The following is an 8672-nucleotide window of genomic DNA, read 5'->3' as shown; positions in this document are numbered from 1 at the left end:
CGGCAAACTGGTGAAAGAAATCACCATTGCTGCGCGTAACGGTGCCGATGTCGCTACCAACGCGCACCTGCGCCTGGTGGTGGAACAGGCTAAAACCTTGCCCGGCATGATCGAGCTGCCTGGCTGACGCGCTGGCAGGTTGATTTCGTTGATGCCGGTGCGTGGGCCGCTGGACAGCAGACGCAGGTCGTTGCAGATCTTCGACAGCTTGACCGCGGTGCGCTTGAGCATGCCGGAGAACAGCACGAAGGCGCCCATGTCGGAGGTCGCTTCGATCAGGTCGGCGGCTGGCACCAGCGGTTGACCGCTGATCAGCGCCAGGCGTTGAACGGCCAGGTGCTGGTAACGCGGGTCGGCGTTGATGCCGGTGCCGATCGCGGTGCCGCCCAGGTTCACTTCGGTCAGCAGTTCGGGTGCCAGTGTTTTCAGGCGCGCCAGGTCTTCGCCCAAGGTGGTGGCGAATGCACGGAATTCCTGGCCGAGGGTCATCGGCACGGCGTCTTGCAGTTGGGTACGGCCCATCTTCAGTACGTGGCTGAATTCGACACCTTTGGCGGCGAACGCCTGAATCAGGCTGTCGAGGCTGGCCAGCAGCGCGTCGTGACCCAGCAGCAGACCCAGGCGGATCGCGGTCGGATAGGCGTCGTTGGTCGACTGCGCCATGTTCACGTCGTTGTTCGGGTGCAGGTATTGGTATTCGCCCTTCTGGTGACCCATGGTCTCCAGCGCGATGTTGGCGATGACTTCGTTGGCATTCATGTTGGTTGAAGTGCCAGCGCCGCCCTGAATCATGTCCACCACGAACTCTTCGTGGAAATCGCCGCGGATCAAACGTGCACAGGCTTCGCTGATAGCCGCGTGCTTGGCGTCGCTCAGGTGACCCAGCTCGCGGTTGGCGTCAGCGGCGGCCTGTTTGACCATCGCCAGACCGACCACCAGCTTCGGGTAATGCGAAATCGGAACGCCGGAGAGACGGAAGTTGTTCACCGCTCGCAGGGTCTGGATGCCGTAATACGCTTGAGCCGGTACTTCGAGTACGCCAAGCAGGTCTTTTTCTGTGCGGAATGATGCAGCGGAGGACATGATGGAAATCATCTCGATATGGACCCGGTCTGTGCCGGAACGCTGCAAATGCTAGGCTTGTGCAGAATTTTCGGCCAATGCTGTTAAGCACTGGGCTATGCACATTCGGCATAATGCCGATGTGACGCCGCGTGCGCGGCGAGCGTGTGACCTAAATTGGTGCGTGTCCGGGAGGACGTGATGAATCTTGAAAGCAAATGGCTGGAGGACTTTAGCGCCCTGGCCGCCACCCGCAGCTTCTCCCAGGCTGCGGAACGACGCTTCGTGACGCAGCCAGCGTTCAGCCGGCGAATTCGCAGCCTTGAAGCGGCGCTGGGGCTGCAACTGGTCAATCGCTCGCGCACGCCGATCGAGTTGACGGCGGCGGGGCAGTTGTTTCTGGTGACCGCGCGGACAGTGGTCGAGCAACTCGGCGAAGTGCTGCGCCATCTGCATCACCTGGAAGGCGGGCAGGGCGAAGTGATGCAAGTTGCGGCTGCTCACTCGTTGGCGTTGGGCTTCTTTCCGCGCTGGATCGCGCAGTTGCGTAACGAAGGGCTGAACATCGCCACGCGGTTGGTGGCGACCAACGTGGGCGACGCGGTGCATGCCTTGCGTGAAGGTGGCTGCGATTTGATGCTCGCGTTCTACGACCCGGACGCGGCGATGCAGATGGACCCGGAAATCTTTCCGTCGCTGCACCTTGGCCACACCGAGATGTTGCCGGTGTGCGCGGCGGACACCGAGGGCAAACCGTTGTTCGATCTGGAAGGCGAAGGCAGCGTGCCGTTGCTGGCCTACAGCGCCGGCGCGTTTCTCGGGCGCTCGGTGAACCTGCTGCTGCGCCAGCGTGCGCTGCGGTTTACCACTATTTATGAAACCGCCATGGCCGACAGCCTTAAAAGCATGGCGCTGGAAGGCCTGGGCATTGCCTGGGTGCCGCAACTGAGCGTGCGCGCCGAGTTGGCGCGCGGTGAGTTGGTGGTGTGTGGCGGTCCGCAATGGCACGTGCCGCTGGAGATTCGCCTGTATCGCTGCGCACTGGTGCGCAAGGCGAATGTGCGCTTGCTGTGGCGCAAGCTGGAAGGCGGTGCGGCGCAGGGTTCTTAAGCGCACCGACTAACCCTGTGGGAGCGAGCTTGCTCGCGATGGCGGACTAACATTCAACATCAATAGTGACTGTCCCGACGCTATCGCGAGCAAGCTCGCTCCCACAGGGGAACGGTGTTGTTTTGACTGACTCGCAGGTCAATAAAACCGGCGCTTTGCGCCGTATGACAGATGGTCGTTTCGGGGGCTGTTTATCTGCTTCATTGAGGTATACTGCGCGGCCTTCGGCCGGCTCGTCCGGCCATTTTTCGTACAATCAAGCCACGCATTTCTGCGTGGCTTGTTGTTTTTGACGCGCCCGCGGGCGCCCAGAGAGAAGAGGCACGACGATGAGTGCACTGGTTGGCGTGATCATGGGCTCCAAGTCCGATTGGTCCACCCTTAGCCACACCGCCGATATGCTGGAAAAGCTCGGCATCCCCTACGAGGTGAAAGTGGTCTCTGCCCACCGCACCCCGGACCTGCTGTTCCAGTACGCCGAAGAGGCCGAGGCGCGTGGCATCGAGGTGATCATCGCCGGTGCCGGTGGCGCGGCCCACTTGCCTGGCATGTGTGCGGCCAAGACCCACCTGCCGGTACTGGGCGTGCCGGTGCAGTCCGCGATGCTTTCCGGTGTCGACTCGCTGCTCTCGATCGTGCAGATGCCAGCCGGCATCCCGGTTGCCACCCTGGCCATCGGCAAGGCTGGCGCGATCAATGCCGCCTTGCTCTCGGCGAGCATTCTCGGCGCCAAGCACCCGCAATTCCACGACGTGTTGAAAACGTTCCGCGCTGAGCAGACAGACAGCGTCCTGGACAATCCAGACCCACGCATCGCCTGAGGTTGTTGACGATGAAGATCGGTGTAATCGGTGGCGGCCAGTTGGGTCGCATGTTGGCGCTGGCGGGCACTCCGCTGGGCATGAACTTCGCTTTCCTCGACCCCGCGCCGGATGCTTGCGCAGCCGCGTTGGGCGAACACCTGCTGGCCGATTACGGCGATCAGGCTCACCTGCGTCAGCTCGCCGATGAAGTCGATCTGGTGACCTTCGAGTTCGAAAGCGTCCCGGCCGAAACCGTGGCGTTCCTCTCGCAATTCGTGCCGGTGTACCCGAGCGCCGAAGCGTTGCGCATCGCCCGTGATCGCTGGTTCGAAAAGAGCATGTTCAAGGACCTGGGGATTCCCACCCCGGCGTTCGCCGACATTCAATCGCAAGCTGACCTGGACGCCGCTGTCGCTTCCATCGGTCTGCCGGCCGTGCTGAAAACCCGCACGCTGGGTTACGACGGCAAGGGCCAGAAAGTCCTGCGCAAGCCGCAAGACGTGGTCGGCACCTTCGCCGAACTGGGCAGCGTGGCCTGCCTGCTGGAAGGCTTCGTGCCGTTCACCGGCGAAGTGTCGCTGATCGCCGTGCGCGCTCGTGATGGCGAGACCCGGTTCTATCCGCTGGTTCACAACACCCACGACAGCGGCATTCTCAAGCTGTCCATCGCCAGCACCGATCACCCGCTGCAAGCCCTGGCCGAAGACTATTCCAGCCGAGTGCTCAAGCAACTGGATTACGTCGGCGTGATGGCGTTCGAGTTCTTTGAAGTCGACGGTGGCCTCAAGGCCAACGAAATCGCCCCGCGCGTGCACAACTCCGGGCACTGGACCACAGAAGGCGCCGAGTGCAGCCAGTTTGAAAACCACCTGCGGGCCGTTGCCGGTCTGCCGCTGGGTTCGACGGCCAAGGTCGGCGAGAGCGCGATGCTCAACTTCATCGGTGTTGTGCCGCCGGTCGAGAAGGTGATCGCGATTGCCGATTGCCATCTGCACCACTACGGCAAGGCGTTCAAGGTCGGTCGCAAGGTCGGTCACGCCAACCTGCGTTGCGCCGACAAGGCCACGCTAGAGCAGCAGATCCTCAAGGTCGAAGCGCTCATCTCCGAGTAGTTTCATGTGGCAGCGGCGGAACCATTCAGGTGCCGCCGTTCTCTCATGGCAGGATGCCAAAGTCTGACTAGGCTTCGACATAGTCACTTAATCAGAGGGAAATGCCATGGGAATTATCGGAACCATCTTTATCGGCTTGATCGTCGGCCTGCTGGCTCGGTTCCTGAAACCGGGCGATGACAGCATGGGCTGGATCATGACCATCCTGCTCGGTATCGGCGGTTCGCTGGCAGCCACTTACGGCGGTCAGGCGTTGGGCATTTATCACGCGGGCGAAGGCGCGGGCTTCATCGGTGCGCTGGTGGGCGCCGTGGTGTTGCTGGTGATCTACGGCCTGATCAAAAAGAACTGATCCCGAGCGACATAGCCCCTCTGCGCCGCCAGCGCAGAGGGCTAGAATGCTCGGCGACTTATCGTCTTCCTTTACCGAGCACCTCAATGCGCCGTCTTCTGTTGACCCTCCTTTTCCTGGGCAGTGGTTTGGCCCATGCCGACCAACTGCCAGAAACCGACTGGCTCGAACTGATGCCCAAGTCGGATCAGAAAGCCCTCGAGGCCATGCCCGAAATCGACCACAACACCCCCGAAGGTGATGGCACCTTTACCTCAAAGGGTGGCATGAAGCAGAGCAAAGGCTTGCCGGCGGTGATGTATTCGACCAAAACCGTGCCGTCGATGAACGACAAGAACATCCGCATCGGCGGTTATCCGGTGCCGCTGGAATCGGATGCCAAGGGCCGCAGCACGCTGTTCTTCCTGGTGCCGTACCCGGGCGCCTGCATCCACGTGCCGCCACCGCCGCCAAACCAGTTGGTGCTGGTGCGTTATCCCAAAGGGCTGAAGCTGGATGACATCTACACGCCGCTGTGGGTGACCGGCACGCTGAAGATCGAGAAGGTCACCAACGACTTGGCTGACGCGGCGTATGCACTGGATGCGGCGAAAGTGCGGGTGGTGAAAGAGTCGGATTTGTAAGCGCCAGCCAGGCCGGCAAAGATCAACTGTGGGAGCGACGGTGCGACGATTCGACTTGCTCGCGAAAGCGGTGTCTCAGTAAACGATGATGTTGAATGTTACGACCTCTTCGCGAGCAAGCCCGCTCCCACAGTTGATCTTTGCGGTGTTGCTTATAGAGGTTTGCTGCCGATGCTTACGCCAAGGGTGTGGCTGGCACCCGGCGCCAATGTCACCACGTCATCCATCACATTCGCCGTCTCGATGCACAGCATCCGCTGCCAGCCATCGGCGGCCATGTCACTGAACGCCGCCGCGCGTTCGATCCACGGGTTCCAGATCACTGTCGAGCGTGAACCGCTGCTGGTCAGCTCGATACGCCGTTCCCACATTGGATCGACAATGCTCAGTTTCGCCGGAGTGTCGAGATAGATCCGGTCAGTCTCGCCGGTAAAGCTCAAGTCGCCGGTTTGCGAGGTGGTGTTCCAGTCTTTGGTCGTATCGATGTAGCTCAAGCCATCGAGCCCTTCAACGTGCACGTTGCGCACGTCGCTGACCGCGAAATAGCTGTGCAACGCCTGGCTGATGGACACGGTTTCGGTGCCACGGTTATGACTGATCAGGCTGATGTGCAGTTGCTCATCCAGACGGATGCTCAACTTCAAATCCACCTGGTGCGGCCAGCCCGGAAAACCGCCGTCGGGGTAGGGCAGGACGAATTCGACCTTCAGGCTTTCGCCCTCGGCTTCGATGCCGCCCAGTTCCCAATCCATCGCCCGGACAAAACCATGGGCGCCGGCCGCTTCATTGCTGACGCGCATCGCCTTGACACTGGGTGGGTTGCGATCAAAGTTACCGAACCATGGCCAGCAAACCGGCACACCGGCGCGGATGCTCTTGCCGGTCTTGAATACGGCCTCGTCGTTGAGCCAGATCAGCGGCGGCTGGCCGGCCAATTGATAACTGAGGATGTGCGCGCCTTGCTGGGCCACCAGCAATTCGGCCTGACCGTGGCGGATGCGCCAGCAGTTCAGTTCATCCAGTTTCACGGCTTCAACGTTGGGCGTGCTCATGGGGCAACTCTCGATCAGGAACAATGACTGCAATGGACCGCAAAACGGCCGCCGCGTTTAACGTGCGCGTGGCGGCACCGAGCGAGTGCGGCCGCTGCCGTCGATGGCAACGAATACAAACACGGCTTCCGTCACTTTGCGCCACTCGCTGGACAGCGGATCGTCGCTCCAGACTTCGACCATCATCTGAATCGAGCTGCGGCCGATTTCCAGCGCCTGGGTGTAGAAGGAGAGCTGTGCGCCCACCGCCACCGGAACCAGGAACGCCATGCGGTCGATTGCGACGGTCGCGACGCGGCCACCGGCGACCTTGCTGGCCATGGCGGTGCCGGCCAAATCCATCTGTGCCACCAGCCAGCCGCCGAAAATATCGCCAAAGCCGTTGGTTTCACGCGGAAGCGCGGTGATTTGCAGGGCCAGGTCGCCTTGCGGAATCGGATCTTCTTGTTCGAGCTCTATCATGCCGGGGGTGCCTCTGACCCGTGACTCTTCATTGGTACTTCAGGTGAATAGCCGTCTTCGGAAAAAACGATTCAGCCCCGAACATACTACGTTCGTCACGTTTTTCGAAAGGCGCCTAAAGGGAAACTCTGCGAAACCGCCTGAGAACCCTGGCAGGCGTTTTCGCACAGCAACCCTTACAGACTGTTGCAAGCTGGCGAGTATATCGGTCGGTAGACTCCGAGACGACCGTCGGGTTCTCATTTTGACCGTCAAATACGCACCTCTATGTGCTTTTTCGAACAATTTGCTATGGTGCCGGACTTGCCCAAGCCTCCGCCAGCGTTGCTGGGGTTGCAGATCCGACTAATAAGAGAAGCCCTTGCCATGACCACAGCGCCCTCGAGCACTGCGCAGCCAACGCAATCCGCACGTCCGTTGACCCGCAACGATTACAAGACTTTGTCGCTGTCCGCCCTGGGCGGCGCGCTGGAGTTCTACGACTTCATCATCTTTGTGTTCTTCGCCACGGTGGTGGGCAAGCTGTTCTTCCCGGCCGACATGCCCGAGTGGCTGCGGCTGATGCAGACCTTCGGCATCTTCGCCGCGGGTTACCTGGCACGGCCGCTGGGCGGCATTGTGATGGCGCACTTCGGCGATTTGCTGGGGCGCAAGAAGATGTTCACCTTGAGCATTTTCATGATGGCGGTGCCGACTTTGATCATGGGTTTGCTGCCGACGTATGCGCAGATCGGCATGTGGGCGCCGATCCTGTTGCTGCTGATGCGCGTGATCCAGGGCGCGGCGATTGGCGGTGAAGTGCCGGGCGCCTGGGTTTTCGTTTCCGAACACGTACCGCAACGGCATATCGGTTACGCCTGCGGCACGCTGACCAGCGGTCTGACGGCGGGCATCCTGCTGGGCTCGCTGGTCGCCACGGCCATCAACAGTATTTACACCCCGGTGGAAGTCTCCGATTACGCCTGGCGCATCCCGTTCCTGCTGGGCGGCGTGTTTGGTCTGTTCTCGGTTTACCTGCGCCGCTGGCTGCACGAGACACCAGTGTTCGCCGAGCTGCAATTGCGCAAGGCCCTGGCCGAAGAAGTGCCGCTGCGCGCCGTTTTGCGTGACCATCGCGGGGCGATCCTGATTTCCATGCTGCTGACCTGGCTGCTGTCCGCCGGCATCATCGTGGTCATCCTGATGACCCCGACCGTGCTGCAAACCGTTTACCACTTCTCGCCGACCACCGCGTTGCAGGCCAACAGCCTGGCGATTGTGTTTTTGAGCCTGGGTTGCGTGGCGTCCGGTGCGCTGGCCGATCGTTTCGGCGCGGGTCGGGTGTTCGTGTTCGGCAGCGCATTGCTACTGCTGAGTTCGTGGACCTTCTACCACAGCCTGTTCAACCACCCCGATTGGCTGTTTCCGATGTACGCCGTGACCGGCCTGCTGGTCGGCACCATCGGCGCCGTGCCGTACGTGATGGTCAAGGCGTTCCCGGCAGTGGTGCGTTTCAGCGGGTTGTCGTTCTCCTACAACCTGGCCTACGCGATTTTCGGCGGCCTGACGCCGATGGTGGTGACGCTGCTGCTGAAGGAAAGCCCGATGGGGCCGGCCTACTATGTCGCGATCATTTGCGGGGTCGGGATATTGGTGGGTGCTTATCTTTGGAAGAAGGGGCGTTAAGCAGACCTCGTATGTACGACGCCTTCGCGAGCAAGCCCGCTCCCACAGTGGGCCTGCAGTGAACACAAAGGTTGAGTTCAACTCAGTCAACTGTGGGAGCGGCGGTGCGACGATTCGACTTGCTCGCGAAGAACGATAACGCGGTAGGCCTGCAAAAAATCGAATACTGGCCTTTCATCCAATTGTCATATTTCAGCCATAGAGTGTTCACACGGCCTGCTGATACTTGGCCCCGACTTAACACACCCTATCTGCTAGGAGTAAGGCATGAAACTGAAGCGTTTGATGGCGGCAATGACTTTTGTCGCTGCTGGCGTTGCGACTGCCAACGCGTTCGCCAACGAACTGGCCTGGCGCGGCGAGGCGGAAATCCGTCAGGGCTTGCTGCACATCTGGTCGGTGATGCGCGAGTGCGTCGAGCAAGGCCTGCG

9 protein-coding genes are annotated in these 8672 nt (G+C 60.8%); 6 read left to right on the top strand and 3 right to left on the bottom strand.

Annotated features, from left to right (window positions below; all coding sequences use genetic code 11):
- A partial coding sequence (locus ACQKP4_RS27495) for an aspartate ammonia-lyase (protein ID WP_427637154.1) occupies positions 1–1083 on the bottom strand: 1083 nt, incomplete at its 3' end.
- A 180-nt stretch (positions 1084–1263) separates the two neighbouring features.
- On the opposite strand from ACQKP4_RS27495, the gene ACQKP4_RS27490 reads away from it, so the two are divergent.
- The 5 genes from ACQKP4_RS27490 to ACQKP4_RS27470 all read left to right on the top strand — a co-directional run bounded on the left by ACQKP4_RS27490 (position 1264) and on the right by ACQKP4_RS27470 (position 5062).
- Positions 1264–2172: a LysR substrate-binding domain-containing protein gene (locus ACQKP4_RS27490; protein ID WP_427637153.1), complete on the top strand. Its 909-nt coding sequence runs from the start codon at positions 1264–1266 to the stop codon at positions 2170–2172.
- Positions 2173–2501: 329 nt separating this feature from the next.
- Entirely contained in the window at positions 2502–2993 is a 492-nt protein-coding gene (gene purE, locus ACQKP4_RS27485; RefSeq protein ID WP_007942709.1) for a 5-(carboxyamino)imidazole ribonucleotide mutase, read from the top strand.
- Between the two features lie 11 nt (positions 2994–3004).
- Positions 3005–4087, top strand: a complete 1083-nt coding sequence (locus ACQKP4_RS27480) for a 5-(carboxyamino)imidazole ribonucleotide synthase (protein WP_427637151.1) — start codon at positions 3005–3007, stop codon at positions 4085–4087.
- A gap of 106 nt (positions 4088–4193) precedes the next feature.
- Positions 4194–4439 carry a GlsB/YeaQ/YmgE family stress response membrane protein gene (locus tag ACQKP4_RS27475; RefSeq protein ID WP_027926291.1) on the top strand — a complete coding sequence of 82 codons (246 nt, stop codon included), beginning with the start codon at positions 4194–4196 and terminating at the stop codon, positions 4437–4439.
- Between the two features lie 86 nt (positions 4440–4525).
- Positions 4526–5062 (top strand): DUF3299 domain-containing protein, encoded by a 537-nt coding sequence (locus tag ACQKP4_RS27470; protein ID WP_427637149.1) that lies wholly within the window; start codon positions 4526–4528, stop codon positions 5060–5062.
- Between the two features lie 152 nt (positions 5063–5214).
- Here ACQKP4_RS27470 and ACQKP4_RS27465 read toward each other — a convergent pair whose 3' ends face one another.
- Together ACQKP4_RS27465 and ACQKP4_RS27460 are read right to left on the bottom strand one after the other, a co-directional pair.
- On the bottom strand, positions 5215–6114 hold the full coding sequence (locus ACQKP4_RS27465) for a D-hexose-6-phosphate mutarotase (protein ID WP_427637147.1): 900 nt from the start codon (positions 6112–6114) through the stop codon (positions 5215–5217).
- A gap of 57 nt (positions 6115–6171) precedes the next feature.
- Positions 6172–6576, bottom strand: coding sequence for an acyl-CoA thioesterase (locus ACQKP4_RS27460; RefSeq protein WP_007896491.1), 405 nt, complete (start codon positions 6574–6576; stop codon positions 6172–6174).
- Between the two features lie 366 nt (positions 6577–6942).
- Between ACQKP4_RS27460 and ACQKP4_RS27455 the strand changes: the two genes are divergently transcribed.
- Positions 6943–8241 carry an MFS transporter gene (locus ACQKP4_RS27455; RefSeq protein ID WP_427637146.1) on the top strand — a complete coding sequence of 433 codons (1299 nt, stop codon included), beginning with the start codon at positions 6943–6945 and terminating at the stop codon, positions 8239–8241.
- The last annotated feature ends 431 nt before the right edge of the window (positions 8242–8672 follow it).

It is taken from the genome of Pseudomonas sp. NPDC086278 (genome assembly GCF_050280905.1).
Classification (GTDB): domain Bacteria; phylum Pseudomonadota; class Gammaproteobacteria; order Pseudomonadales; family Pseudomonadaceae; genus Aquipseudomonas.
The sequence above is the reverse complement of the archived record's forward strand: the minus strand, read 5'-3'. Positions and strand labels throughout refer to the sequence as shown.